General features: G+C 57.3%; 21 protein-coding genes. 9 read left to right on the top strand and 12 right to left on the bottom strand.

Annotation, left to right across the window (positions count from 1 at the left end):
* Positions 1–13 precede the first annotated feature (13 nt).
* Positions 14–400, bottom strand: a complete 387-nt coding sequence (locus tag C1N60_RS16505; protein ID WP_021507552.1) for a winged helix-turn-helix domain-containing protein — start codon at positions 398–400, stop codon at positions 14–16.
* 185 nt (positions 401–585) lie between these two features.
* Between C1N60_RS16505 and mutT the strand changes: the two genes are divergently transcribed.
* A complete protein-coding gene (mutT, locus tag C1N60_RS16500) occupies positions 586–981 on the top strand; it encodes an 8-oxo-dGTP diphosphatase MutT (protein ID WP_058774821.1) in 396 nt (131 codons plus the stop codon).
* A gap of 26 nt (positions 982–1,007) precedes the next feature.
* On the opposite strand, the gene yacG is transcribed toward mutT, so the two are convergent.
* Genes yacG through coaE form a run of 3 tightly spaced genes read right to left on the bottom strand, consistent with a single transcriptional unit; the run spans position 1,008 to position 2,570 of the window.
* The gene (yacG, locus tag C1N60_RS16495) at positions 1,008–1,205 is read right to left on the bottom strand and encodes a DNA gyrase inhibitor YacG (RefSeq protein ID WP_058770616.1); all 198 of its coding nucleotides are present in this window, start codon (positions 1,203–1,205) and stop codon (positions 1,008–1,010) included.
* Between the two features lie 8 nt (positions 1,206–1,213).
* Positions 1,214–1,957 carry a cell division protein ZapD gene (zapD, locus tag C1N60_RS16490; RefSeq protein ID WP_058759493.1) on the bottom strand — a complete coding sequence of 248 codons (744 nt, stop codon included), beginning with the start codon at positions 1,955–1,957 and terminating at the stop codon, positions 1,214–1,216.
* Positions 1,958–1,961: 4 nt separating this feature from the next.
* Positions 1,962–2,570: a dephospho-CoA kinase gene (coaE, locus tag C1N60_RS16485; RefSeq protein WP_058780442.1), complete on the bottom strand. Its 609-nt coding sequence runs from the start codon at positions 2,568–2,570 to the stop codon at positions 1,962–1,964.
* 208 nt (positions 2,571–2,778) lie between these two features.
* Here coaE and C1N60_RS16480 point away from each other — a divergent pair, with 208 nt between their 5' ends.
* Complete coding sequence (locus C1N60_RS16480; protein ID WP_262256407.1) at positions 2,779–3,819, top strand: GMP reductase; 1,041 nt, start codon at positions 2,779–2,781, stop codon at positions 3,817–3,819.
* A 30-nt stretch (positions 3,820–3,849) separates the two neighbouring features.
* Here the strand turns inward: C1N60_RS16480 and hofC are convergent, their stop codons facing one another.
* The 4 genes from hofC to nadC form a co-directional block, all read right to left on the bottom strand.
* Positions 3,850–5,049, bottom strand: coding sequence for a protein transport protein HofC (gene hofC, locus C1N60_RS16475; protein WP_394521104.1), 1,200 nt, complete (start codon positions 5,047–5,049; stop codon positions 3,850–3,852).
* The gene (gene gspE, locus C1N60_RS16470) at positions 5,042–6,430 is read right to left on the bottom strand and encodes a type II secretion system protein GspE (protein ID WP_394521103.1); all 1,389 of its coding nucleotides are present in this window, start codon (positions 6,428–6,430) and stop codon (positions 5,042–5,044) included. Before gspE ends, hofC begins: the two co-directional genes overlap by 8 nt.
* Positions 6,423–6,872 (bottom strand): prepilin peptidase-dependent pilin, encoded by a 450-nt coding sequence (gene ppdD, locus C1N60_RS16465; protein WP_021507545.1) that lies wholly within the window; start codon positions 6,870–6,872, stop codon positions 6,423–6,425. The genes gspE and ppdD overlap by 8 nt, the downstream gene beginning before the upstream one ends.
* A gap of 176 nt (positions 6,873–7,048) precedes the next feature.
* Entirely contained in the window at positions 7,049–7,945 is an 897-nt protein-coding gene (gene nadC / locus C1N60_RS16460) for a carboxylating nicotinate-nucleotide diphosphorylase (RefSeq protein ID WP_021507544.1), read from the bottom strand.
* 182 nt (positions 7,946–8,127) lie between these two features.
* Between nadC and ampD the strand changes: the two genes are divergently transcribed.
* Both ampD and ampE read left to right on the top strand, forming a co-directional pair.
* The gene (gene ampD / locus C1N60_RS16455) at positions 8,128–8,679 is read left to right on the top strand and encodes a 1,6-anhydro-N-acetylmuramyl-L-alanine amidase AmpD (RefSeq protein ID WP_394521102.1); all 552 of its coding nucleotides are present in this window, start codon (positions 8,128–8,130) and stop codon (positions 8,677–8,679) included.
* A 16-nt stretch (positions 8,680–8,695) separates the two neighbouring features.
* A complete protein-coding gene (gene ampE / locus C1N60_RS16450) occupies positions 8,696–9,550 on the top strand; it encodes a beta-lactamase regulator AmpE (protein ID WP_031279700.1) in 855 nt (284 codons plus the stop codon).
* On the opposite strand, the gene C1N60_RS16445 is transcribed toward ampE, so the two are convergent.
* The 3 genes from C1N60_RS16445 to aroP form a co-directional block, all read right to left on the bottom strand.
* Entirely contained in the window at positions 9,532–10,485 is a 954-nt protein-coding gene (locus C1N60_RS16445) for a glycoside hydrolase family 43 protein (protein WP_211726681.1), read from the bottom strand. The genes ampE and C1N60_RS16445 overlap by 19 nt on opposite strands.
* Positions 10,482–11,888 carry a glycoside-pentoside-hexuronide (GPH):cation symporter gene (locus C1N60_RS16440; RefSeq protein WP_031279699.1) on the bottom strand — a complete coding sequence of 469 codons (1,407 nt, stop codon included), beginning with the start codon at positions 11,886–11,888 and terminating at the stop codon, positions 10,482–10,484. Before C1N60_RS16440 ends, C1N60_RS16445 begins: the two co-directional genes overlap by 4 nt.
* A gap of 154 nt (positions 11,889–12,042) precedes the next feature.
* Positions 12,043–13,398, bottom strand: coding sequence for an aromatic amino acid transporter AroP (gene aroP, locus C1N60_RS16435; RefSeq protein ID WP_021507540.1), 1,356 nt, complete (start codon positions 13,396–13,398; stop codon positions 12,043–12,045).
* 512 nt (positions 13,399–13,910) lie between these two features.
* Here aroP and pdhR point away from each other — a divergent pair.
* From pdhR to lpdA, 4 genes are all read left to right on the top strand, one after another.
* A complete protein-coding gene (gene pdhR / locus C1N60_RS16430) occupies positions 13,911–14,675 on the top strand; it encodes a pyruvate dehydrogenase complex transcriptional repressor PdhR (RefSeq protein ID WP_021507539.1) in 765 nt (254 codons plus the stop codon).
* 126 nt (positions 14,676–14,801) lie between these two features.
* On the top strand, positions 14,802–17,468 hold the full coding sequence (gene aceE / locus C1N60_RS16425; RefSeq protein ID WP_021507538.1) for a pyruvate dehydrogenase (acetyl-transferring), homodimeric type: 2,667 nt from the start codon (positions 14,802–14,804) through the stop codon (positions 17,466–17,468).
* A 14-nt stretch (positions 17,469–17,482) separates the two neighbouring features.
* Positions 17,483–19,375 carry a pyruvate dehydrogenase complex dihydrolipoyllysine-residue acetyltransferase gene (gene aceF / locus C1N60_RS16420; RefSeq protein ID WP_058770609.1) on the top strand — a complete coding sequence of 631 codons (1,893 nt, stop codon included), beginning with the start codon at positions 17,483–17,485 and terminating at the stop codon, positions 19,373–19,375.
* A 174-nt stretch (positions 19,376–19,549) separates the two neighbouring features.
* Positions 19,550–20,974, top strand: a complete 1,425-nt coding sequence (lpdA, locus tag C1N60_RS16415; protein WP_021507536.1) for a dihydrolipoyl dehydrogenase — start codon at positions 19,550–19,552, stop codon at positions 20,972–20,974.
* Positions 20,975–21,122: 148 nt separating this feature from the next.
* Here the strand turns inward: lpdA and C1N60_RS16410 are convergent, their stop codons facing one another.
* On the bottom strand, positions 21,123–21,269 hold the full coding sequence (locus tag C1N60_RS16410) for a Hok/Gef family protein (RefSeq protein ID WP_021314460.1): 147 nt from the start codon (positions 21,267–21,269) through the stop codon (positions 21,123–21,125).
* Between the two features lie 766 nt (positions 21,270–22,035).
* Here C1N60_RS16410 and acnB point away from each other — a divergent pair.
* A complete protein-coding gene (gene acnB, locus C1N60_RS16405) occupies positions 22,036–24,633 on the top strand; it encodes a bifunctional aconitate hydratase 2/2-methylisocitrate dehydratase (RefSeq protein ID WP_088516643.1) in 2,598 nt (865 codons plus the stop codon).
* Positions 24,634–24,749 lie beyond the last annotated feature (116 nt).

Here is a 24,749-nt window from a genome sequence, read left to right as displayed (position 1 = left end):
TTTCTTTGGCTGATTAGCGGGTAATCGCCATCAGCTTCTCCTCATTCAGCCGCACGCCATGATAGGGCAGCGTAACCAGCAGCCCATCCGGCAAACCATAGCGTTTCAGCAACGCCCGGCTCTGAAACAGCAGCTGGTGATAGTTGTTGTCGCTGATCCCCGGATAGCTCTCATTCCATACCGTGGCAATGATCTGCCGTTTCGAGGTGATGCGCAGCAGCAGGCAGGAGAAGAAGCGCTTCTGCGCTTCATTAAGCGGGATGGTCTTCTGTTCTGGCCACCAGGTTAAAGTGTTTTGCGCGCTGTCGAGCGTCAGGATGTCGTGAAAAACTAAATGGCGTAAGGTATTCATCTGTTTCTGTGCGTCTTGCGCCAGAAACGTTGTTAGTTTGCGTTCCATGTGTAGTCGGCCTGGCTAGAGTAAAGTGGCTGCGAGTATTCCCAACATGGCGCCGTGCGATCATTACGACCTGTCTTAATAACTGGAATCTGTGCGACAGGATCGCGGTGAAGCCGACAGCAGTTAACATCGTCCGGCGTCTGCTTTAAAATCAGCGCTCACTCACTACAAGCGGAATCCAGCTTATGAAACACCTGCAGGTTGCGGTGGGCATCATTCGCAATGCCAGTCGTCAGATCTTTCTTGCCCAGCGCGCAGCAAGCTCCCACATGGCCAACAAATGGGAGTTCCCGGGCGGAAAAATTGAACAGCACGAAAGCGCAGAACAGGCGTTAAAACGTGAGCTGATGGAAGAAACCGGTATTGAAGTGACGGCGGCGAAAGCGATTGGTCAGGCCGACCACAGTTACGATGACCTGCGTGTTACGCTGCATTTCTTCCTGGTGGAGGGCTGGCAGGGTGAGCCGTGGGGACGCGAAGGTCAGCCGCAGCGTTGGGTCGAGCAGCGTGATTTGCTGGCCGATGAATTTCCACCTGCCAACCACGCCCTGATTGCCCGCTTAGTGGCGGGCGAGATTTAAACTCAGGGGCTGCGTGCCCCTGCCGATTACGGCTGCTCTTCACTCCAGTCGTCACTCTCCGTCATGTCTCCGCTGCTGGGAATGCGTTTCTCTTCAGCGGCCCACTCACCCAGATCGATCAACTGACAGCGTTTGCTGCAAAACGGGCGCCACGGGCTGAGTTCATCCCACATCACGGCTTTACCGCAGTTAGGGCAAGGTACGGTAATCATCTCTTCCTGCATAACATCCTCTAACAACAGGCTAATTCAAAATTCAGTCGCGCCGGCACTTCACCGCGTTCGCTATCGAGCGGTAAAAAGCGGATGGCATAGCGGCTTTTATGACCAGAGACCTGCGGATAGAGCGCATCTTCCAGCGTCAGCTGCAGGCGCAGCAGGTCGGACCCTTCGGCGTTATCCTGATAAAAGCCGTTGAGGCTGGTCTGATGGCGAAACACGCCTGACTGACGAATCAGGTTGAGGATCATCGTCAGGCTGTTGCGCAGCGGATCGAGCGAGGCCAGCCAGCTATTCACCAGGGTATCGCGCAGCGCCTGTGGCTGGTGCAGCCAGATGTGTAAACCCGGCAGATCAAAACTGCAGCAGCCGCCGGGAATGCTCAGGCGCTGACGTACGGAGGCAATCAACCGGTCTTCGCGCAGCTGCTGACCCATGCGCGGCGCGGCCATCAGCTCGCTGGATTGCTGCTTCAGCTGTTCGCGCAGCTGGCTGACGGTGTGTTCATCGACACCCGGCACATCCAGCCAGGCACGCAGTTTTTGCTGCTGACGCTCCAGCTCTTTTAACAGCTCGGTGCGCATATCGCCGCGTTCGAAGATATCCAGCAGGTCGCCAATAATACGAAACACACCCAATGCCGCAACCGAGCTGTTGACCGGCAGCGTTTCGTGCAGCTGGTTGATCAAAAACTCCACGCGCAGCCAGGTGCGCATTTTCTCATTCAATGGGTGTTCAAACAGAACCACTGTGCTCATGATATTAATCCCGTCCGGTTGCTGCCAGGCGCAAATAGCGCTGGTGAAGTTCAGCAACGCGCGGCAAAGCCTGTTCCGGCGTGCCACTGTTATCAATGATGTCATCCGCGCAGGCTAAACGCTGCTGACGGCTGGCCTGCGCGGCAAGAATCCGTTGCGCCTGGCTGAGAGAGATACCATCACGCTGGCGGGTGCGCTGCAGCTGCGTGGCCTCATCGACATCCACGACTAATACCCGATCAGCCTGATGCTGCAGACCATTTTCTACCAGCAGCGGCACTACCCACATGACGTAAGGCGAAGTCGCCTGCGCCTTCAGCTGCTGGGTACGGGCGTTAATCAGCGGATGCAGCAGTTGATTGAGCCAGTTTTTCTCTTGCGGCTGCTGGAAAATAATTTCCCGCAAACGCGCGCGATAAAGCGTGCCTTCTGCGGTCAGAATCGATTCTCCGTGGCGTTTCACAATCGCATTGAGCGCAGGTGTGCCCGGTTCAACCACCTCGCGGGCAATCACATCGGCATCAATGATGTCGACGTTCAGCGCGGCAAAAGCGTTAGCAATGGTGCTTTTACCACTACCAATGCCGCCGGTCAGTGCAACGGTAAAAGGCATAGCGTTCTCTCAACATTTTTCTCATCTGCCGCAGCGTGATGAGAGCCCGATCACAATCGGTTTTCTCAGCTAAATTTAACGGATTGTAGCTTAAATAAAGTGAAATTCGCAGTCTTGTCGCGGAACGAATGGCGCGTATGATAACGACACTGGAGCCGTGAGCGCTACCCGAACTGCGGTTCGTCGTCACTAACCAGGACACTCTGCTATGCGTATCGAAGAAGATGTAAAACTGGGCTTTAAAGATGTATTGATCCGCCCGAAACGCTCCACGCTGAAAAGCCGTTCCGAGGTTGAGCTGGAACGCACGTTCACCTTCAAACATTCAGGCCTCGCCTGGTCCGGCGTTCCGGTGATTGCCGCCAACATGGATACCGTCGGCACCTTTACCATGGCCGAAGCGCTGGCTGGCTTTAACGTGCTGACTGCCGTTCACAAGCACTACAGTGTTGAAGCGTGGCAGTCCTTTATCCAGCGTGTACCGGCCACGGTGCTCAGCCACGTGATGGTCTCCACCGGGACCTCAGAAGCAGATTTCACAAAGTTAAGCGCGATCCTCGCGCTGTCGCCCCAACTCAATTTTATCTGTATTGATGTGGCAAACGGCTACTCCGAGCACTTTGTTGCCTTCCTGCAGCGCGCGCGGGAAAGCTTTCCGGGGAAAACCATTTGTGCCGGGAATGTGGTGACCGGTGAAATGGTCGAAGAGCTGATTCTGTCCGGTGCCGACATTGTGAAGGTGGGAATCGGCCCGGGATCGGTCTGCACCACGCGCGTCAAAACCGGCGTTGGCTACCCGCAACTCTCCGCGGTGATTGAGTGTGCTGATGCGGCGCACGGCCTCGGTGGGCAGATTGTCAGCGATGGCGGTTGCGCCGTGCCGGGCGATATCGCCAAGGCGTTCGGCGGCGGCGCTGACTTCGTGATGCTCGGCGGCATGCTGGCGGCACACGATGAGTGCGAAGGCACTCTTGTTGAAGAGCAGGGCGAGCAGTTTATGCTGTTCTACGGCATGAGCTCCGAATCCGCGATGAAACGTCATGTGGGCGGTGTGGCGGGCTACCGCGCCGCAGAAGGTAAAACCGTTCGTCTGCCGCTGCGTGGACCGGTCGCGGAGACGGTGAAAGATATCCTCGGCGGGCTGCGTTCGGCCTGTACTTACGTCGGCGCAGAGCGCCTGAAAGAGCTGACCAAACGCACCACCTTTATTCGTGTGGCAGAACAGGAAAACCGCGTCTTTAACCGCTGATGTGCCGCAACGGGCGCCGCGTGCGCCCGTTTAACGTATGGCGTCTCCCAGACCAAATACCGGCAGATACATGGCAATCACCAGCGTGCCGACAATGCCGCCAATCACCACCATCATCAGCGGCTCCAGCGAAGCGGCGAGGCTGTCTGCGCGCGCCAGCGTTTGCGCTTCGTGCCACTCCGCCAGCCGCGCCAGCATCACATCCAGCGCACCGGCCTCTTCACCGACGCGGATCAGCTGAGCGCACAGCGGCGTAAACAGCGGATGTCCCTGTAGCGCCTGATGCAGCGGCGCGCCAGCGGCAATGTGCTGCTGTAACGCCACGATGGCATCGCGCCACAGTCGCGCGGCCAGCGTCACTTCCACCGCCTGCAGGCTTTGCAGCAGCGTCAGTCCGGCCTGCTGCGTCAGTTGCAGAATCGCATATATCTGGCTGAGCTGACCGCCGCGCCACAACGGGGCCAGCAGCGGAAGCCGCAGCAGCCACTGCTGGCAGCGCTTTTGCCACGCAACGGATCGTCGGTAGGTCAGACGCGCCAGCCACCCGGACGCCACACCGCACAACAGCAGCGGCAGCGCCGCCTGCTGCAACAGTGCCGACAGCGCCATCACGCCGGCGGTAAAGGCCGGCAGCGGTGCGTCAAAGCTGGCGTACACCGCAACAAATTCCGGCAGTACAAACAGCAGCATCCCGGCGCTGACCGCCAGCGCCACCAGCAGGATAAACAGCGGATAGCGCAACGCTTTCACCACCTTTTGGCGCAGAAACTGTTGCCTGCTCTGCTGTAGTGCCAACTGGCGGCAACACTCGTCCAGTTGCCCGGTCAGCTCACCTACCTGCATCAGTGCCGGAAACAGCGGCGGGAAGATATCCGGCCAGGCGCGCAGCGCCTGAGAAAACGGCTCTCCGGCCATGACCTGCTGTTGCAGAAGGCTCAGCAGCACGCGCCAGCCTGCATGGGGATGGCCGCTGGCCAGCAATGTCAGACTCTCCGCCAGCGGCAGCCCGGCTTTCAGCAACGTCGCCAGCTGGCGCATCAGGTCAATTTTCTGCTGCCACTTCCAGTCGCGCGCGCGCCAGCACTTGCCGCGCTGCCAGCTCACCACCAGCATGCCGCGATCGCCCAGCTGGCCGAGCAGGGCATCCTGCGTGGGCTGCAGCGACTCGCCCTCCTGCAGCAGGCCCATGCTGTCCAGTGCCTGCCAGTGAAACTGGTAGCGATTAGCCATTGCCAAGGCCCACCACGCGCTGCATCTCCTCGAAAGAGGTGTCGCCGCGGCTCACCGCCTCCAGCCCGGCGGTCAGCAGCGTTTTCATTCCCTGCTCCGCGGCCAGCGTCAGCAGGTGCTCCAGCGGCATATCAGCCGAGATGGCGTTCTGCAACCTGCTGCTCATCGGCAGGATTTCAAACAGCGCCAGGCGGCCATAGTAACCAGAGAAGCAGTGATCGCAGCCGGGGGCACGCCAGGTTTGCAGCGTGCCGGGCCACATGTCGCCGGGCAGATGGGCAATCGCCTGACCCGGCTGACGGCAGTGCACGCACAAACGGCGCACCAGCCGCTGCGCCACCACCAGCTGTAGCGCCGGGCCAAGCAGATAGCCGGGAATGTCCATCTGCCGTAAGCGGGTCAGGGTTTCGGCCGTCGAGTTGGTATGCAAGGTTGAGAGCACCAGATGTCCGGTCTGCGCCGCTTTTACGGCGATGCTGGCGGTTTCAGCATCACGGATTTCGCCGATCATAATGACGTCCGGATCCTGCCGCAGCAGCGCGCGCAGGACGCGGTTAAAGTCGAGACCGCTCCGTGGCTGTACCTGCGTCTGGTTAATCCCCTGTAGCGGAATTTCCAGCGGGTCCTCCACGCTGCAGACGTTTTTCTCTGGCACGTTGAGGGCGCTCAAGCTGCTGTACAGCGTAAAGGTTTTGCCGCTGCCGGTTGGGCCGGTGACCAGAATCAGCCCCTGCGGTTTGGCCAGCGCGTTTTTCAGCAGGCGCAGCTGTGGTACCGGCATGCCCAGCTTATCGAGCGCAATGGCGCTGTTTTCGCTTTGCAGCAGGCGTACCACCGCTTTTTCACCCTGGCTGACCGGCAGGGTCGACAGGCGGAACGCCGCCGGTTTGTCATCCATCTCCAGACTGAACTGGCCATCCTGCGGCAGCCGACGCTCCGCGATATCCAGACCGCCGAGGATTTTCAAGCGTGCCAGCACGGCGGCGGGTGGGGCATCCGGTAACTGCGGCAGCGGATGCAGCACGCCGTCAATCCGCAGCCGCACGCGCAGCCCGTGACGCTGCGGTTCAAAGTGCACATCGGAGGCGCGTCGCTGTATGGCCTGGCGCAGAATCTGATCCACCGCGTGAATGGCGGACTCGGCGCTGGCCTGTTCGCGCGGTGCCGCACTGCTTTCGGGCTGGTGCAGCAGCTGCTCCAGCCGTGCGGCGGGCCAGCACTCGATCTCGACTGCGCACTGGCTGGCAAACTGCAGCGCCTCTAACAACAGCGGGTCTGGCGCGTCCGCGACCGCCACGCGCAAGTGCATGGCGTCATGGTGCAGTATCACGGCCTGATAGCGGGCACACAGCGCCTGCAGGGCGCTATCCGGCTTATCCATTGTTTTCTTCCTTGTCGGCAAAGCGGAACTGCTCAAGGCAGCTGTCGCGCAGGCTGGCGTTGTCGCTGGTGCAGCTGCGTTGCCAGCTGAGTGCGCCTTCCGCCGCATTCCATATCGGCAACATTGCAACGGTTAACCCCGTCAGGCTCTCCTGGCCGGTCAGCGTAATGGCACCATTGACCACGCTCAGGTTCGCCACATAGCGCGAGCCTTTGGCGGCGGGAATACCGCGCTCGCCGGCCTGACACTGCGCCGGTCCGCCGCGCTCGATGGCGCACAGCTCCACGGCAGTCTTATAGGGCACCATGGTTTGCAGCATGTCGGTCAGCGCGGCACGTTGCAGATAATTTTGGTAAGCGGGCAGGCCAATAGCGCTGAGGATGGCGACGATACCGATGACAATCATCAGCTCGATCAGGGTAAAACCGCGTTGTTTATCCATAATGAGGCTCCTTGTTGTGGAGCCGCAACGGTAAGAAAGGGCAGGGAAAAGCGGAAGGGGGCGCGTTTCAATCGCGGAAAGGGGCGCGCAGACAATCTGGCGCGTTACAGGCGAAGCCACATGATGATGGAAGCCGGCTCGCAATTTGCCGCCAGCACCGGCGGCATGGCCTTACGTCAGACTTCGCGAAAACGCATCGACAGATCGAGCGCCTGCACGTGCTTAGTCAGCGCGCCCACCGAGACATAATCCACTCCGGTGGCGGCGATCTGCGGCAGCGTCGTCTCCGTCACGTTGCCGGACACCTCCAGCAGCGCGCGCTTCGCCGTCAGCGTAACCGCCTGCTGCATCATCGCCAGCGTGAAGTTATCCAGCATGATGATGTCGGCACCGGCCGCCAGCGCCAGCTGCAGTTCGCTGAGACTTTCCACTTCCACCTCGACCGGCACATCCGGGTGCAGCCACAGGGCTTTCTCTACCGCTTTACTGACCGAACCGCTGGCAATGATGTGGTTTTCTTTGATCAGGAAAGCGTCGGACAATCCCAGACGATGATTCTGCCCGCCGCCGCACAGCACCGCATACTTGAGCGCGGTGCGCAGGCCGGGCAGGGTTTTGCGCGTATCCAGCAGCTGGGTATTGCTGCCAGACAAGAGCGCCACATAGCGGTTCACGGCTGTCGCTACGCCGGAGAGCGTCTGCACAAAGTTTAACGCGGTGCGTTCTGCGGTCAGCAGCAACCGTGCCGGTCCCTGTAATTCAAACAGTAGCTGATCGGCCACCAGCGGTTGGCCGTCTTCGACGTGCCAGGTAATGGAAACGTTATTGCCCAGCTGGATAAATACCTCTTCCACCCAGCGTTTACCACAGAAAACACCGGCTTCGCGGGTGATAACGCGCGCTTCAGCCTGCGCCGCCTGCGGCAACAGCTGAGCGGTGATGTCGCGGTCAGCGTCAACGTCACCGCCTAAATCCTCCTGAAGCGCGCGCGCCACGGTTTCCGGGATATCCAGCTGAATACGTTTAAGCAGTTCCTGACGACGATGTTCGGGATTATAACGACGCGACACCATGATTTTGCGGCTCCACCCTACGGATTACGTGCGCTCACCTTAGCCTGATTTTGCAGCTATTGCCAGACACGGCAGGTGAAATGTTTAGTATCCTTAACTTGCTGATGCCATAACGCATTAAGTCACAAGCAGCGAGGTGGAATCATGGTATTCTCAGCCAGATTTTGTTCAGGATAACAGGCATGAAACTGGAACACGGCTGGATCACGAGCGCACGCAAGGTGCCGTCGCCGCACTTCAATGCGCGGCCGGATAACGAAGCGCCGTCGCTGCTGATCATTCATAACATCAGTCTGCCGCCGGGCGAATTTGGCGGTCCGTGGATTGACCGGCTGTTCACCGGTACGCTACCGGCTGATGCGCATCCCTATTTTGCGGATATCGCCCAGTTACGCGTGGCGGCGCACTGTCTGATTCGCCGTGACGGTGAGCTGGTACAGTATGTTTCCTTTGACCAGCGCGCCTGGCATGCCGGCATTTCGCAGTTTGCCGGACGGGAAAACTGCAACGATTTTTCCATGGGCATTGAGCTGGAAGGCACTGACACGCTGCCCTACACCGATGCCCAGTACGCTATGCTGCAGCAGGTTACCCGCCTGTTGATGCAGCATTATCCGCTGACGCCGCAGCGTATCACCGGTCACAGCGATGTTGCGCCGGAACGCAAGACCGATCCCGGTCCGGCATTTGACTGGATACGCTATAAACAGGCTATCGGGCAGGAGCACCCCTGACACCGCAGGAGCAGGTATGACGTTGTTTAGTTTGTTGTTAGTTTTGGGTTGGGAACGCCTTTTTAAATTAGGTGAACACTGGCAGCTGGATCATCGGCTTGAGCCGCTGTTTCGCGGTCGCCAGCGCTTCTCGTTGCTGCGTACGCTGCTGATGACCGTGATCGCCATGCTGCTGGTCTGGCTGGTGGTGTGGAGCCTGAAGGGCATTCTGTTTGGCGTGGCGCAGCTGCTGTTCTGGATTGTGGTCGGTTTGCTGTGCATTGGTGCCGGCTCGGTGCGGCTGCATTATCATCAGTATCTTAAAGCGGCGAGCCACGATGATGAAGCGGCCCATCAGGCGATGGCGGCAGAGCTGACGCTGATTCACGGCGTGCCGGTTGACTGTAGCGAGCGCGAATTTCTGCAGGCGCTGCAAAACGCGCTGATCTGGATTAACTTCCGCTTCTATCTTGCGCCGCTGTTCTGGTTTGTGGTCGGTGGCCCTTACGGGCCAGTGTTGCTGGTGGGGTATGCGTTTCTGCGTGCCTGGCAGAGCTGGCTGGCAAAACACCGTTCCCCGCTGGAACGCGCACAGTCCGGCATCGATCGCATTCTGCACGTGCTGGACTGGATTCCGGTGCGGCTGGCCGGTGTGGCTTATGCGCTGCTCGGTCACGGCGAGCGTGCGCTGCCGGCATGGTTTGCCGCGCTCAGCGATGTGCATCGTCCACAGTATCAGGTGCTGACCAGCCTGGCGCAGTTCTCGCTGGCGCGCGATCCGCATCTGGATAAAGTGGAAACGCCACGGGTTGCCGTGGCGCTGGCCAAACGCGTTTCGCTGGTGCTGGTCGTGGTAGTGGCGCTGCTGACTATCTACGGCACGTTAGTATGATCGGCAGGCGGCACGCCGAAATCCGGTGTGCCGTCTTCGCGCCAGGCAAAATATTTAAGCCGCGTATGGCGGTTGGGATCCCACAGCGGATCGCCCTCAATTTCGGTGTAATTCCGTGCGTGATACACCAGCACATCCCGTCCTGCTTCATCCACGGTGAAACTGTTATGCCCCGGACCGTACTGGTGATTATCCCAGCTGGTGGCAAATACCGGCCGCGCCGATTTATGCCATGCGCTGATGTCGAGCGGATCGGCCTGCGCGTCAATACTCAGTATGCCGAGGCAGTAATTTTCATCCGTGGCGCTGGCTGAGTAGGTGACAAACAGCCGCTCGCCATGACGAATCACCGCCGGTCCCTCATTAACGCTAAAGCCGGCACACTCCCACTCATACTCCGGCCGGCTGAGCATCAGCGGCTGGGTTTTCAGCGTCCACGGATTCAGTAATTCCGCCAGATAAAGGTTGGAGTTACCGGGAATCGCCGGGTCTTTTTGCGCCCACAGATACCAGTTTTTACCCTGATGCACGAAGTGGGTGGCGTCGAGGGCGAAGGTATCGAGGTGGGTTTGCACGCGGCGGCACGGCTGCCAGTGACCGCTGAGTGGATCAGCATCATCACATACCAGCGCGTACATACGGTGCTGAAACAGCCCCTCTTTGATTTCGCGGGACGGCGCGGCGGCAAAGTAAATCACCCACTGGCCATTGATCACGTGCAGTTCCGGTGCCCAGATCAGGGCGCTGCAGGGACCGCTGTCCGGTTTACGCCACACGGTTGTGGCCGGGGCGGTAATCAGGCCGTTAAGCGTGCTGGCATAGCGCAGTTCCAGTCGATCGTACTCGGGCACCGAAGCGATAAAGTAGTAGCCATCGCCGTGGCGCAAAATAAACGGATCGGCACGTTGCGTAATAAACGGGTTAGGCCAGCTCATTTAATTTCTCCTGGTTGTGAGGTTGCGCGGCGAACGGGGGCAGACAGGTCATGGAAGTTGGCGCGACGCAGGGCGAGATCCTGCTGGATAGTGCGCATCAGCGCGCGGTCCACTTTCAGCAGGCGCACCACGCCGGCGGTGATCAGATAGCCGACGCCGGGGATCAGGGTAAACAGCAGCACAATGCCGTTAAGCGCGCTGGCAGACTGCTGTTTCGCCGCTGCGTCATAGCCATACATCGACAATAAAAACCCGACCATGGCACCCGCTACCGCCAGTCCGACCTTGAGGAAAAACAGGTTGCCGGAGAAGCTGATCCCGGTGATGCGTTTACCGGTTTTCCATTCGCCGTAGTCATCGACATCAGCCATCAGTGACCAGTGCAGCGGCGACGGGATTTGGTGCAGGATGTTCAGCAGGAAATAAGCGATCACCACGGTGACGGTGGCGTGCGGATCGATCCAGTAAAAGCCGCTGGAGAACAGCGCCAGCGCAATGTTGGTCCAGAAAAACACCTTGAGCTTGCACCAGCGATCGGTGAGGACTTTCGCCAGTGTGCTGCCCAGCATCATGCCGATGACGCCCAGGCTGATAAACAGCGTCGCAAAGTGCGTCGACTGGCCCATCACCCAGGTGACGTAATACATGGTGGCGGCCATGCGAATAAAACCGGGACAGACATTACAGAACGTCAGCAGCAGAATGCGCACCCACTGATCGTTCTTCCATACATCGCGCAAATCTTTCTTCAGATCATCGTTGCTCGGTACCGCCGGGCGAATACGCTCGCGCACCGTGGCAAAACAGAACAGAAACATCACCAGGCCAATCAGCGCCAGCACGCTCATTGCCAGCTGATAGCCGCGCGCTTTGTTGTCGCCGCCAAACCACTCGGCCATCGGCAGCAGCGACAGCGAGAGGATCAGCGTGGCGATGCCCACCATGACAAAGCGGTATGACTGGCAGGAGACGCGTTCACCGGGATCGTTAGTGATGACGCCGCCCAGCGAGCAGTAAGGAATATTGATGGCGGTGTAGGTCAGCGACATCAGGAAATAGGTGACAAATGCCCAGATCACCTTGTTGTCGTAGCTCCAGTCCGGGGTGGTAAACATCAGCACGCTGAACAGCACGTAGGGCAGCGATATCCACAGCAGCCATGGGCGAAAGCGTCCCCAGCGGCTCTGTGTGCGGTCGGCAATTGCGCCCATTATCGGGTCGGTCACCGCATCCAGCACCCGTACTGACAGTAACAGCGTGCCGACCAGCGCCGGGGCGAGGCCAAATACGTCGGTGTAGAAGTAGTTGAGGAACAGCATGATGGCACCGCCGATCATGTTGCATCCGGCGTCACCCATGCCGTATCCCAGTTTTTCTCTGAACGAGAGGGCTGCTCCTTTCATCAGTCGTCTCCTGCGACAAGTGGAGCAAAAATTATCAGCGTTAAATCAGTAACCTGGTGGGGAACAATCGGTCAGGATGATGGACAAAATACGCGGGCGGGGAAAAGTGTGAAGCGGATCGGCCCGGCAGCAGCGTGCCGGGCCCGGTGAAGCATCAGGCTTTCTGTACCCGATTTTTAACGGTATAACCCACGGCCAGCACCAGCAGCCACACCGGAATCAGCCACACTGAAATCGCCATGCCCGGCGTCATTAGCATGATCACCAGAATGGCCGCCAGGAACAGCAGGCAGATCCAGTTACCCAGCGGATACAGCACCGCTTTGAAACGGGTGGTCACGCCCTGCTGATCTTTCTTCTTACGGAATTTCAGGTGCGCGAGACTGATCATCGCCCAGTTGATGACCAGCGCGGAGACCACCAGCGACATCAGCAGGCCGAAGGCTTCACCTGGCATCAGGTAGTTGATCAGCACGCACAGCGCAGTGGCGACCGCCGAGACCAGAATGGTCGCCACCGGCACACCACGACGGTCCACTTTCAGCAGCGCTTTTGGCGCGTTGCCCTGCTGCGCGAGGCCGAACAGCATGCGGCTGTTACAGTAAACACAGCTGTTATACACCGACAGCGCGGCGGTCAGGATCACCACGTTGAGCGCATTCGCCACCAGCGCATCACCCAGTTCGTGGAAGATCAGCACAAACGGGCTGGTCTCTTCGGTGACGCGCGTCCATGGCAGCAGCGAGAGCAGCACCGCCAGTGAGCCGATGTAGAAAATCAGGATACGCCACAGCACCTGGTTGGTGGCTTTAGGGATGCTCTCTTGTGGATTGTCGGCTTCTGCGGCGGTGATACCCACCAGTTCAAGGCCGCCGAAGGAGAACATGATGATCGCCATCATCATCACCAGCCCGCTGACGCCGTGCGGCAGGAAACCGCCCTGGTTCCACAGGTTGCTGACGCTGGCCTGAGGGCCGCCGTTGCCGCTAAACAGCAGCCAGCCGCCAAACAGGATCATGCCGATGACCGCCACCACTTTGATAATCGCGAACCAGAACTCCATCTCACCGAACACTTTAACGTTGGTCAGGTTGATGGCGTTGATCACCACAAAGAAGATAGCCGCAGTGGCCCAGGTGGGGAATTCCGGCCACCAGAACTGAATATATTTGCCCACAGCGGTGAGTTCAGCCATCGCCACCAGCACATACAGCACCCAGTAGTTCCAGCCGGAGGCAAAGCCGGCAAAGTTGCCCCAGTATTTATAGGCGAAGTGGCTAAAGCTGCCGGCCACCGGCTCTTCCACCACCATTTCGCCGAGCTGGCGCATGATCAGGAAGGCAATAAAACCGGCGATGGCATAGCCGAGAATCACGGCCGGACCGGCCGATTTAATCACTGATGCGCTGCCCAGAAACAGACCGGTACCGACGGCACCGCCCAGCGCAATCAGCTGAATATGGCGATTTTTCAGGCCGCGATGCAGCGTTTCGCCATGCTGTTGTTCCATACAAACCTCATGATGTTGTTATTGTGCACCTGCAGTGCGCGCACTGTAAGGCTGTTCTATCTGTGTACGCTTTTCTTTACGGTATCCGGCGGGCTGTGTGCAAGCCTGAGCTACCCTGGCGACCAGAATAGTGATAAGCGCGCCGCTTTGCACCTGCTTTTGCTTTTTGTGCTGAGAGATGGCTGAAAAAGCAGCAGCATCCTCTGCGCTTCCCTTGCGCTATTTCTGCCATGAATAAGGCTTAAACACGAATAGCATTCGCTTATGGCTACGCAGCCTGGTGCGCGCTAATGCAGTGTAAGGTTTGGTAAAAGTGAAATCTGTTAACATTTGCCGCGCTGAGACGCTTTTCTGCCAGATCCCGGTAAGTTAGCGCACGGTAACCGGTGTCTGCGGTGAAAGTGTGCGGGGGGCCATATAGACACAAGGTGAATACTTTGTTACTTTACGGGCACCATTTTTCAATTGGTATTACCAATTTACTCCGGACGTTTGGCTCATAAGAAGGGATGATGGCCTACAGTAAAATTCGCCAACCCAAGCTCTCCGATGCAATCGAGCAGCAGCTGGAATCCCTGATTATGGAAGGGACGCTCCAGCCGGGTGAAAAACTGCTTCCCGAGCGTGAACTGGCCAAACAGTTTGATGTCTCACGTCCATCGCTGCGCGAAGCGATCCAGAGTCTGGAAGCTAAAGGCCTGCTGCTGCGCCGTCAGGGTGGTGGCACCTTCGTACAGCAGAATCTCTGGCAAAGCCTGAGCGACCCGCTGGTCGGCCTGCTTGCTGAACATCCTGAATCCCAGTTTGACCTGCTGGAAACCCGCCATGCGCTGGAAGGCGTTGCGGCCTACTACGCTGCGCTGCGCGGCACCGATGAAGACCTGCAGCGTATTCGCGACTGTCACGTCAACATCCAGCAGGCGCAGGACAGCGGCGATTTAGATGCTGAGGCCGATGCGGTCATGAAGTATCAGATCGCTGTCACAGAAGCCGCCCATAATGTGGTGCTGCTGCATTTGCTGCGTTCGATGGGCCCTATGCTGGAACAGAACGTCCGTCAGAATTTCGAATTGCTCTACGCTCGCCGCGAAATGCTGGCGAAAGTGAGCGGTCACCGCGCCAGTATCTTTGAGGCGATTGTGGCTCGTGAGCCAGAACAAGCACGCGAGGCATCCCATCGTCACCTGGCGTTCATTGAGGAAATCTTGCTGGACAGAAGTCGGGAGCAGAGCCGTCGTGAACGCTCCCTGCGTCGTTTACAGCAACGTAAGGAATAACGCACGGCAATGAACGTGCGACATAAACGACGGGCCTGTCTTCTTGTGCTGTGAATCAGAAGCAAAGCACAAGCAGACAGGCTCCTGATAATTCAACGTATTAGACACAGATAAGGAATACACCCCATGTCAGAACGTTTACAGAATGACGTGGATCCGATCGAAACTCGTGACTGGCTACAGGCGATCGAATCGGTCATCCGTGAAGAAGGTGTTGAGCGCGCGCAGTATCTGATTGATCAGGTATTGAGTGCTGCACGCAAAGGCGGTGTGAAAGTGGCAGCGGGCGGCAACGCCGTCAGCAACTACATCAACTCCATTGCGGTCGAAGATGAGCCGGAATATCCGGGGAACACCTCTCTTGAACGTCGTATCCGTTCCGCAATCCGCTGGAACGCCATTATGTCGGTTCTGCGTGCGTCGAAGAAAGATCTGGAGCTGGGTGGTCACCTGTCGTCTTTCCAGTCTTCTGCCACCATTTATGAAGTGTGCTTCAACCACTTCTTCCGCGCGCGTAGCGAGCAGGATGGCGGCGATCTGGTCTATTTCCAGGGCCACATTTCTCCGGGCATCTACTCGCGTGCGTTCCTTGAAGGACGCCTGACTGAAGAGCAGATGAACAACTTCCGTCAGGAAGTCCACGGCAACGGTCTCTCTTCCTATCCGCATCCAAAACTGATGCCGGACTTCTGGCAGTTCCCGACCGTGTCGATGGGTCTCGGCCCACTGAACGCCATCTATCAGGCGAAGTTCCTGAAATATCTGGAACACCGCGGCCTGAAAGATACCTCTAAGCAGACCGTTTACGCCTTCCTTGGCGATGGCGAGATGGACGAACCAGAATCCAAAGGGGCGATCACCATCGCTACCCGTGAGAAGCTGGATAACCTGGTGTTCATCATCAACTGTAACCTGCAGCGTCTCGACGGTCCGGTCACCGGTAACGGTAAGATCATCAACGAGCTGGAAGGCATCTTTGCCGGTGCTGGCTGGAACGTGATCAAAGTGATCTGGGGCGGACGCTGGGACGAGCTGCTGAAGAAAGACACCAGCGGCAAGCTGATTCAGCTGATGAACGAAACCGTTGACGGCGACTATCAGACCTTCAAATCACGCGACGGTGCGTACGTGCGCGAGCACTTCTTCGGTAAATACCCGGAGACTGCAGCGCTGGTGAAAGACTGGTCAGACGAAGAGATCTTCGCCCTGAACCGTGGTGGTCACGATCCGAAGAAAATCTACGCGGCCCTGAAGAAAGCGCAGGAGACCAAAGGTCAGCCTACGCTGATCCTGGCGCATACCATCAAAGGCTATGGTATGGGTGACACCGCGGAAGGTAAAAACATCGCGCACCAGGTTAAGAAGATGAACATGGATGGCGTTCGCTACATCCGCGATCGCTTCAACGTGCCAGTGGCTGACGACAAGATCGAACAGCTGCCGTATGTGACCTTCGAAAAAGGCTCAGAAGAGTACAACTACCTGCACGGCCAGCGCGAGAAGCTGGGTGGCTATCTGCCAACCCGTCAGGCTGAGTTCAGCGAAAAGCTGGAAATGCCGGCGCTGGAAGAGTTCAGTGCGCTGCTGGAAGAGCAGAGCAAAGAGATCTCTACCACCATCGCCTTCGTGCGTGCGCTCAACGTGATGCTGAAGAACAAGTCGATCAAAGATCGTCTGGTGCCGATCCTCGCAGACGAAGCGCGTACCTTTGGTATGGAAGGTCTGTTCCGTCAGATTGGTATTTACAGCCCGAACGGCCAGCAGTATACGCCGCAGGACCGTGAGCAGGTTGCGTACTATAAAGAAGACGAGAAAGGCCAGATTCTGCAGGAAGGGATCAACGAGCTCGGCGCAGGGTCTTCCTGGCTGGCGGCGGCGACCTCTTACAGCACCAACAACCTGCCGATGATTCCGTTCTACATCTACTATTCGATGTTTGGTTTCCAGCGCATCGGCGATCTGATGTGGCTGGCAGGCGACCAGCAGGCGCGCGGCTTCCTGGTGGGCGGCACGTCCGGTCGTACCACGCTGAACGGTGAAGGTCTGCAGCACGAAGATGGTCACAGCCACATTCAGTCGCTGACTATCCCGAACTGTATCTCTTACGATCCGTCTTACGCGTACGAAGTGGCAGTCATCATGCATGACGGTCTGGTACGTATGTACGGCGAAGCGCAGGAAAATATTTACTACTACATCACCACGCTGAACGAAAACTACCACATGCCTGCGATGCCGCAGGGTGCGGAAGAGGGCATCCGTAAGGGTATCTACAAGCTGGAGACGGTAGAAGGCAGCAAAGGCAAAGTGCAGCTGCTGGGCTCAGGTTCTATCCTGCGTCACGTGCGCGAAGCGGCACAGATCCTGGCGAAGGATTACGGCATCGGTTCTGACGTCTACAGCGTAACCTCGTTCACCGAGCTGGCACGCGACGGTCAGGATTGTGAGCGCTGGAACATGCTGCACCCAACGGAAACTCCACGCGTACCGTACATCGCTCAGGTGATGAACGACGCGCCGGCGGTGGCATCGACCGACTACATGAAGCTGTTCGCAGAGCAGGTTCGCAGCTACGTGCCAGCCAGCGATTATCGCGTGCTGGGTACCGATGGTTTCGGCCGTTCAGACAGCCGCGAAAACCTGCGTCACCACTTCGAAGTGGATGCGTCATACGTAGTGGTTGCAGCCCTGGGTGAACTGGCTAAACGCGGCGAAATCGAGAAGAAAGTGGTGGCGGATGCGATCGCGAAATTCAACATCGATGCCGATAAAGTTAACCCGCGTCTGGCTTAAGAGGTAAGAGAGTAATGGCTATCGAAATTAACGTACCGGATATCGGGTCAGACGAAGTTGAAGTCACCGAGATTCTGGTCAAGGTGGGCGACAAGGTTGAAGCCGAACAGTCGCTGATCACCGTGGAAGGCGATAAAGCCTCGATGGAAGTACCTTCGCCGCAGGCCGGCGTGGTTAAAGAGATCAAAATCGCGACCGGTGACAAAGTGAATACCGGTTCACTGATCATGATTTTCGACGCCGAAGGTGCAGCTGCTGCGGCACCGGCCGCCGAAGAGAAACCAGCGGAAGCCGCACCTGCTGCGGCTGCCGCCAGCGAAGCGAAAGACGTTAACGTACCGGATATCGGCGGCGACGAAGTCGAAGTCACCGAAATTCTGGTTAAAGTGGGCGACAAAGTGGCGGCAGAACAATCGCTGATCACCGTCGAAGGCGACAAAGCCTCCATGGAAGTGCCTGCACCGTTTGCCGGTGTGGTGAAAGAGATCAAAATCGCCACGGGCGACAAGGTGAACACCGGTTCACTGATCATGATCTTTGAAGCCGAAGGCGCGGCGCCAGCAGCGGCTGCCAAACCTGCCGTGAAAGAAGCGGCGGCCTCCGCGCCAGCCGCGGCTGCGGGTGCCAAAGACGTTAACGTCCCGGATATCGGCGGCGACGAAGTGGAAGTCACCGAAGTGCTGGTCAAAGTAGGCGATAAAGTTGAGGCTGAGCAGTCACTGATCGTGGTGGAAGGCGATAAAGCGTCAATGGAAGTTCCGGCGCCGTTTGCCGGTACGGTTAAAGCGCTGAAAGTGGCTACCGGCGATAAAGTCAGCACCGGTTCGCTTATCATGGTGTTCGAAGTAGAAGGCGCTGCGCCGGCTGCTGCGGCACCGGCAGCGAAACAGGAAGCCGCACCCGCTGCAGAAGCCAAACCGGCTGCTGCACCTGCGCCAGCAGCGGCGAAAGCCGATGCGAAGAGCGAATTTGCTGAAAACGACGCTTACGTGCACGCCACGCCGGTGATTCGTCGCCTGGCGCGCGAGTTCGGTGTTAACCTGGCGAAAGTCAAAGGCACTGGCCGTAAAGGTCGCATCCTCAAAGAGGACGTGCAGGCTTACGTGAAAGACGCGGTGAAGCGCGCTGAAGCGGCCCCGGCTGCGGCCGCAGGCGGCGGTATTCCGGGCATGCTGCCATGGCCGAAAGTGGACTTCAGCAAGTTCGGTGAAATCGAAGAAGTGGAACTGGGTCGTATCCAGAAAATCTCGGGCGCTAACCTGAGCCGTAACTGGGTAATGATTCCGCATGTGACCCACTTCGACAAAACCGATATCACCGATCTGGAAGCGTTCCGTAAGCAGCAGAATGCGGAAGCCGAGAAGCGCAAGCTGGATGTGAAGTTCACCCCGGTGGTGTTCATCATGAAAGCGGTCGCCGCGGCACTGGAGCAGATGCCACGTTTCAACAGCTCGCTGTCGGAAGATGGCCAGAAGCTGACGCTGAAAAAGTACATCAACATCGGTGTGGCGGTCGATACGCCAAACGGTCTGGTGGTTCCGGTGTTCAAAGACGTGAACAAGAAAGGCATCACTGAGCTGTCGCGTGAGCTGATGGCGACGTCGAAGAAAGCGCGTGATGGCAAACTGACCGCCAGCGATATGCAGGGCGGCTGCTTCACCATCTCCAGCCTTGGCGGCCTGGGCACCACGCACTTCGCGCCAATTGTTAACGCGCCGGAAGTGGCTATCCTCGGGGTGTCTAAGTCGGCGATGGAGCCGGTGTGGAACGGCAAAGAGTTCGCTCCGCGCCTGATGATGCCGATTTCACTGTCGTTCGACCACCGCGTCATCGACGGTGCGGATGGTGCGCGCTTCATCACCATCATTAACAATATGCTGTCTGATATTCGCCGTCTGGTGATGTGACGTTAATCAAGGCCGGCAAATGCCGGCCTTGTTGTAAGCATTCGGAGTTGCCGCGGTTGGCAGTTTGTTAACAATTCTGTAAACTCTCGCGGTGAAATGTCCCGGTGGAGATAGGGCATCAAGAGCCTGGGAAAGGGTCGCTTTTGACCGCCGGCAATCTAACAAGAGGTCATGATGAGTACAGAGATTAAAACTCAAGTCGTGGTACTTGGGGCAGGTCCTGCAGGTTACTCTGCAGCCTTCCGTTGCGCTGATTTAGGTCTGGAAACCGTACTGGTAGAGCGCTACAGCACCCTCGGCGGTGTCTGTCTGAACGTCGGCTGTATCCCGTCAAAAGCGCTGCTGCACGTGGCGAAAGTCATCGAAGAAGCTAAGGCTCTGGAAGAGCACGGTATCGTGTTTGGCCAGCCGCAGACTGACATCAACAAAATCCGTACCTGGAAAGAGAAAGTCATCACTCAGCTGACCGGTGGTCTGGCTGGCATGGCAAAAGGCCGCAAAGTGAAAGTGGTCAACGGTCTGGGTAAATTCACCGGTGCTAACACGCTGGTAGTGGAAGGAGAGGGCGGCGCAACCACCATCAACTTCGACAACGCCATTATTGCTGCTGGCTCACGTCCAATCGAGCTGCCTTTCATTCCACATAACGATCCGCGCGTGTGGGACTCTACCGATGCGCTGGAGCTGAAAGAAGTTCCGAAGCGTCTGCTGGTTATGGGCGGTGGCATCATCGGTCTGGAGATGGGTACCGTCTACCATGCGCTGGGTTCAGAGATCGACGTGGTCGAGATGTTTGACCAGGTGATCCCGGCCGCCGATAAAGATGTAGTGAAAGTATTCACCAAGCGTATCAGTAAGAAATTCAACCTGATGCTGGAAACCAAAGTCACCGCGGTAGAAGCGAAAGACGACGGTATCTACGTATCAATGGAAGGTAAAAAAGCGCCGGCTGAACCACAGCGTTACGACGCAGTGCTGGTGGCGATTGGCCGTGTACCGAACGGTAAAGGTCTGGATGCTGGCAAAGCAGGCGTGGAAGTGGACGATCGCGGCTTTATCCGCGTCGACAAACAGATGCGCACCAACGTGCCACACATCTATGCTATCGGTGACATCGTCGGTCAGCCAATGCTGGCGCACAAAGGCGTGCACGAAGGTCACGTGGCGGCAGAAGTGATTTCCGGTCTGAAGCACTACTTCGACCCGAAAGTGATCCCTTCTATCGCTTATACCGAGCCAGAAGTGGCCTGGGTGGGTCTGACCGAGAAAGAAGCCAAAGAGAAAGGCATCAGCTACGAAGTGTCCACCTTCCCGTGGGCGGCATCGGGCCGTGCTATCGCGTCTGACTGTGCAGACGGTATGACCAAACTGATCTTCGACAAAGAGACGCACCGTGTTATTGGTGGCGCGATTGTCGGTACTAACGGCGGCGAGCTGCTGGGTGAAATCGGTCTGGCTATCGAGATGGGTTGTGATGCCGAAGATATCGCGCTGACCATCCACGCGCACCCAACCCTGCACGAATCGGTTGGCCTGGCGGCGGAAGTGTTTGAAGGTAGCATTACTGACCTGCCAAATCCGAAAGCGAAAAAGAAATAATTTCGCCTGAGGCTTAGGTTAATTAACGGCTCCTGTAAGGAGCCGTTTTTTTATTAATTGAAAACGTAAGTTGAATAGATAAAAGCGGGCGCAGGAGCATCACCTTAACGATGCCGGAATAGCGGAGGAAACCCTCCGCTATTGAAGTTTACTGTTGTGCTTCGTAAGCCATGACAGCCGATAATTCAGCCGCGAATATCCGCAATCGTAATTCACACAGTGAACTGCGATTTGCCAGGCATAAACCTAACAGGATGAGCCCGCTGATAATCAGCGTGCTGAATTTCACCTTCATAATCACTTACTCCTTGCATTAGCACGAGCAAGCCACTACCCTGACACTGTCTGGGTGTTGGGTAGTGGCTCACCCGTGCGGTTAATGAAAATTAATCGCACGGTTCACCCTCCACCATCCACCCCAATTTCTTTTGCAGATCTTAAGGCAGATAGCCTCAAGCGCCCGCAGGCAGTCTACGCTATTTATTTATCATTTCCTCTTTTATTTTTTATCTCTTTTTTAAATCGCAGTTATTTTTTTAAGGATGTGTTTTAATTGAATAACTAAATTTAAAGTTTAATTTAACCATGCACTGCGTTGATAATTAATTAAATGCGCGCAAGGCATCACGTTCAATATTTATCAGGTGATGTAGTATTAATTTTTCCTCAGGGAAACGTGTGTTGGAAGCTGAAGGGTATCCGTTTAGTGCAAGCGCATCAGCACATAACCAAAAGTGAATGAACCGGCCTGAAAGGGGATTGCAGGTTATGGATTCGCTGCGTGAAGGCCGGATGCAACAAATTACGCGCTAAAACCTGGCTCCACTGGCTACCGGCACAGGCGCGAACAGCTGCTGTCACGGCCATTCTGGCGTCTCTCCTGGCGCAAAGCGCAGACAAATCTGCTAAATAACGCGCGGATGTTGCTTTTTTGTAAACGGATTAACAATCAGCCGAAATCCTGCTATGCTGGCCGACGCAGAACCGGGCACCTCACCCTACTGTTTGACAGCATCAACAGGTGCACCGGAAAGCTATACAATGAGAGCGAGGAGAACGTCGTGCTAGAAGAATACCGTAAGCACGTTGCCGAGCGTGCTGCCCAGGGAATCGTACCTAAGCCGTTAGATGCTTCCCAGATGGCCGCGCTGGTTGAACTGCTGAAAAACCCGCCAGCGGGTGAAGAAGAATTCCTGACTGACCTGCTGGTCAACCGTGTCCCGCCGGGTGTTGATGAAGCGGCGTATGTAAAAGCCGGATTCCTGGCAGCTATCGCAAAGGGCGAAGCCCACTCTCCTCTGGTCACTCGTGAAAAAGCAGTCGAACTGCTGGGCACCATGCAGGGCGGCTACAACATCCATGCGCTGATCGAGGCGCTTGACGATGAGGCCCTGGCACCGATTGCCGCTGAAGCACTGTCCCACACGCTGCTGATGTTCGATAACTTCTACGACGTCGAAGAGAAAGCCAAAGCGGGTAATCCCCACGCGAAGAAAATCCTCCAGTCCTGGGCTGATGCAGAATGGTTCCTCAAGCGTCCTAAGCTGGCAGAAAAAATCACCACCACCGTGTTCAAAGTGACCGGCGAAACCAACACCGACGACCTCTCTCCGGCGCCGGATGCATGGTCACGTCCGGATATTCCACTGCACGCGCTGGCGATGCTGAAAAACCCACGTGACGGCATCGAACCCGACGATGTTGGCAACGTTGGCCCGATCAAACAGATTGAAGCTTTGCAGCAGAAAGGCTTCCCGCTGACCTACGTCGGTGACGTGGTTGGTACCGGTTCTTCACGTAAGTCCGCGACCAACTCAGTGCTGTGGTTCATGGGTGACGACATTCCGTATGTGCCGAACAAAAAAGGCGGCGGTCTGTGCCTCGGCGGTAAAATCGCGCCGATCTTCTTCAACACCATGGAAGATGCCGGCGCGCTGCCGATCGAACTCGACGTTGAGCGCCTGAACATGGGCGATGTGATTGACGTTTACCCTTACAAGGGTGAAGTACGCAATCACGAGACCAATGAACTGCTGGCGACCTTTGCGCTGAAAACTGACGTGCTGCTGGATGAAGTGCGCGCCGGTGGCCGTATTCCACTGATTATCGGTCGCGGCCTGACCACCAAAGCGCGTGAGTCGCTGGGTCTGCCGCACAGCGATGTGTTCACCAAAGCCAAAGATGTGGCCGAAAGCAACCGTGGTTACTCGCTGGCGCAGAAAATGGTGGGCCGTGCCTGCGGCGTGGCAGGGATTCGTCCTGGTGCCTACTGTGAACCGAAAATGACCTCGGTCGGCTCTCAGGACACCACCGGTCCAATGACCCGTGATGAACTGAAAGATCTGGCGTGTCTGGGCTTCTCCTCCGATCTGGTGATGCAGTCCTTCTGTCACACCGCCGCTTATCCGAAGCCGGTCGATGTCACTACACACCACACGCTGCCGGACTTCATCATGAACCGTGGCGGTGTTTCGCTGCGTCCGGGCGATGGCGTGATTCACAGCTGGCTGAACCGTATGCTGCTGCCGGATACCGTCGGCACCGGCGGTGACTCACACACCCGCTTCCCGATTGGCATCTCGTTCCCGGCCGGTTCTGGTCTGGTGGCGTTTGCCGCAGCGACGGGCGTAATGCCTCTGGATATGCCGGAGTCAGTGCTGGTGCGCTTCAAAGGCGAAATGCAGCCGGGCATCACGCTGCGCGATCTGGTGCATGCGATTCCGCTGTACGCCATCAAGCAGGGTCTGCTGACCGTTGAGAAGAAAGGCAAGAAAAACATCTTCTCCGGTCGCGTGCTGGAAATCGAAGGTCTGCCGAAGCTGAAAGTTGAGCAGGCATTTGAGCTGACCGATGCCTCGGCCGAGCGTTCTGCGGCGGGTTGTACCATCAAGCTGGATAAAGAGCCGATCATCGAGTATCTGAACTCCAACATCGTACTGCTGAAGTGGATGATCTCCGAAGGCTACGGCGACCGTCGTACGCTGGAGCGCCGTATTCAGGGCATGGAAAAATGGCTGGCCGATCCGCAACTGCTGGAAGCCGATGCCGATGCGGAATACGCAGCGGTAATCGAAATCGATCTGGCGGAAATCAAAGAGCCAATCCTGTGTGCGCCGAACGATCCGGACGACGCGCGCTGGCTGTCTGACGTGCAGGGCGAGAAGATCGACGAAGTGTTCATCGGTTCGTGCATGACCAACATCGGTCACTTCCGTGCGGCAGGTAAACTGCTGGACGCACACAAAGGCCAGCTGCCAACCCGCCTGTGGGTAGCGCCGCCAACCAAGATGGATGCCGCGCAGCTGACAGAAGAGGGCTACTACAGCGTCTTTGGTAAGAGCGGTGCGCGTATCGAGATTCCGGGCTGTTCACTGTGCATGGGTAACCAGGCGCGCGTGAAAGACGGCGCGACGGTGGTTTCCACCTCGACCCGTAACTTCCCGAACCGTCTGGGTACCGGTGCCAATGTGTTCCTGGCATCAGCCGAGCTGGCCGCGGTCGCTTCCCTGCTGGGTAAACTGCCTACGCCGGACGAGTATCAGCAGTTTATGGTGCAGGTGGATAAAACCGCTGCCGACACCTACCGCTACCTGAACTTCGATCAGCTGGGCCAGTACACCGAAAAAGCGGATGGAGTGATTTTCCAGACCGCGGTGTAAAATACGCCTGCCAGTGAAAAAGGGACGAGCGCATCGTCCCTTTTTTTATGCGCTTTTTTCCCTCGCCGTCTCCAGGCATAATGCGAGCGCGATCCCACTTTCTTGCGCGCGCTGCG

This window comes from Pantoea sp. SGAir0184 (genome assembly GCF_043544755.1).
The sequence above is the reverse complement of the archived record's forward strand: the minus strand, read 5'-3'. Positions and strand labels throughout refer to the sequence as shown.

Coding starts and splice junctions, on each gene's coding strand:
- aceF (WP_058770609.1), top strand. CDS start 17,483: ATGGCTATCGAAATTAACGTACCGGATATCGGGTCAGACGAAGTTGAA.
- coaE (WP_058780442.1), bottom strand. CDS start 2,570: ATGCCTTTTACCGTTGCACTGACCGGCGGCATTGGTAGTGGTAAAAGC.
- ampD (WP_394521102.1), top strand. CDS start 8,128: ATGAAACTGGAACACGGCTGGATCACGAGCGCACGCAAGGTGCCGTCG.
- aceE (WP_021507538.1), top strand. CDS start 14,802: ATGTCAGAACGTTTACAGAATGACGTGGATCCGATCGAAACTCGTGAC.
- yacG (WP_058770616.1), bottom strand. CDS start 1,205: ATGCAGGAAGAGATGATTACCGTACCTTGCCCTAACTGCGGTAAAGCC.
- hofC (WP_394521104.1), bottom strand. CDS start 5,049: ATGGCTAATCGCTACCAGTTTCACTGGCAGGCACTGGACAGCATGGGC.
- lpdA (WP_021507536.1), top strand. CDS start 19,550: ATGAGTACAGAGATTAAAACTCAAGTCGTGGTACTTGGGGCAGGTCCT.
- nadC (WP_021507544.1), bottom strand. CDS start 7,945: ATGGTGTCGCGTCGTTATAATCCCGAACATCGTCGTCAGGAACTGCTT.
- zapD (WP_058759493.1), bottom strand. CDS start 1,957: ATGAGCACAGTGGTTCTGTTTGAACACCCATTGAATGAGAAAATGCGC.
- C1N60_RS16440 (WP_031279699.1), bottom strand. CDS start 11,888: ATGAAAGGAGCAGCCCTCTCGTTCAGAGAAAAACTGGGATACGGCATG.
- ppdD (WP_021507545.1), bottom strand. CDS start 6,872: ATGGATAAACAACGCGGTTTTACCCTGATCGAGCTGATGATTGTCATC.
- mutT (WP_058774821.1), top strand. CDS start 586: ATGAAACACCTGCAGGTTGCGGTGGGCATCATTCGCAATGCCAGTCGT.
- C1N60_RS16505 (WP_021507552.1), bottom strand. CDS start 400: ATGGAACGCAAACTAACAACGTTTCTGGCGCAAGACGCACAGAAACAG.
- pdhR (WP_021507539.1), top strand. CDS start 13,911: ATGGCCTACAGTAAAATTCGCCAACCCAAGCTCTCCGATGCAATCGAG.
- C1N60_RS16480 (WP_262256407.1), top strand. CDS start 2,779: ATGCGTATCGAAGAAGATGTAAAACTGGGCTTTAAAGATGTATTGATC.
- C1N60_RS16445 (WP_211726681.1), bottom strand. CDS start 10,485: ATGAGCTGGCCTAACCCGTTTATTACGCAACGTGCCGATCCGTTTATT.
- ampE (WP_031279700.1), top strand. CDS start 8,696: ATGACGTTGTTTAGTTTGTTGTTAGTTTTGGGTTGGGAACGCCTTTTT.
- gspE (WP_394521103.1), bottom strand. CDS start 6,430: ATGGATAAGCCGGATAGCGCCCTGCAGGCGCTGTGTGCCCGCTATCAG.
- aroP (WP_021507540.1), bottom strand. CDS start 13,398: ATGGAACAACAGCATGGCGAAACGCTGCATCGCGGCCTGAAAAATCGC.
- C1N60_RS16410 (WP_021314460.1), bottom strand. CDS start 21,269: ATGAAGGTGAAATTCAGCACGCTGATTATCAGCGGGCTCATCCTGTTA.